At 76.3% G+C, this 393-nt stretch carries 1 protein-coding gene; it reads left to right on the top strand.

Features of this window, described 5'->3' with window-relative positions:
• Positions 1–393, top strand: a 393-nt coding sequence (locus LPA54_RS41420) for a sigma factor (RefSeq protein ID WP_228985529.1), incomplete at both ends; no start/stop codon positions are given.

Genomic DNA, 393 nt, shown 5'->3' on the forward strand with positions numbered 1-393 from the left:
CCCGCGGGGAGGCGGCCGCCCTCGGCGAGCTATACGACCGCTTCGCCTCCCTGGTGCACGGCCTCGCCCACCGCGTCCTCGGTGACGAACACGCGGCCGACACCGTCACCCGTGACGTCTTCGCCCACGTCTGGCAGCATCCGGGCGCCTACGACCCCCGGCAGGGCCCGCTGCGCAGCTGGCTCGCCGCCCTGACCAACCGGCTGGCCGTGGAGCGGCTGCGCACCACCGGGACCGCCGCGCTCGCCCGGGGCGGCCCCGGCACCACCGAGGACCTGGAGCGCACGGTCCGGCACGCCACGGAGGCCGCCCGCGCCGACTACATCGTCCAGTCCATGCCCGCACCCCTGCGGGCCGCGCTGGAACTGGCCTACTTCCAGCGCCGGGACTACC

The sequence above is a fragment of the Streptomyces sp. DH12 genome (assembly GCF_020873895.1).
GTDB lineage: Bacteria > Actinomycetota > Actinomycetes > Streptomycetales > Streptomycetaceae > Streptomyces.